A 785-nucleotide genomic window follows, 5' to 3' on the forward strand; every position below is an offset into this window, starting at 1 on the left:
TCCTCAGAGGTTGAAGAGATCAGCAAGTCAGAAGAAAACAGCGCCAACATCATGACCATTCCGGGGATCGGTCCACTGATCTCGACGGCGATCGTTGCCGCCATTGGCAAGGGCGAGGTATTTGACAGAGGTTGGGACTTTGCAGCGTGGGTAGGTCTGGTGCCGCGCCAGTTCAGCACAGGTGGGCGGACCATCCTTGGTCGGATCAGCAAGCGCGGCAATGGGTATTTACGCATGTTGTTAGTGCAGGCTGCCAATGTCATCTTGATGCGTCCACACCGCTGGGATGCCGTGGGCTTGGGGAATTGGCTGAGGGGCGTCACGGCACGCATGCCCCACAACAAGGCCGCAGTTGCATTGGCCAACAAGCTGGCCCGCACCGCATGGAGCGTTCTGCGCCACGGATCGAAATATGCGGTCCAGAGAGACGAGGCTTTGGGCGCCATCTGAAGCGCCTCAAGTCCCAAAGGAGTTCGCGAAGGAGAAAAGCATGGTACGGAGACACTACGCCCCCAGAGTCTGAGAGCCCAAATGATCGTCATCGGTCTGGACAGTAATGAGACCACGGCGCGTGCGTAACCCAAAAATGGCCACGGCCCGCGAGCCGACAAACCGGCCGGATACATATCAGCGACTTCCGCAAGCCACGCCAATATCTCACTTGCGAACAGCAGCCGGTACATACATTAGGCTCAAATCTCCCAGTCAAACCTAACAAGCCAAGTTTAGAAAATGAACTCATCCACCACTCCAGGAGAGAACAAGGGGATGTCTACGTCAGTAAA

The 785-nt window shown here is 56.3% G+C and carries 1 protein-coding gene; it reads left to right on the plus strand.

Annotated elements, in window-relative coordinates; all coding sequences use genetic code 11:
- A partial coding sequence (locus VWY60_RS16935; RefSeq protein WP_416541234.1) for an IS110 family transposase occupies positions 1 to 450 on the plus strand: 450 nt, incomplete at its 5' end.
- Positions 451 to 785: the final 335 nt, after the last annotated feature.

Source organism: Phaeobacter sp. JH20_26, from assembly GCF_048056275.1.
GTDB classification, from domain to species: domain Bacteria; phylum Pseudomonadota; class Alphaproteobacteria; order Rhodobacterales; family Rhodobacteraceae; genus Phaeobacter; species Phaeobacter bryozoorum.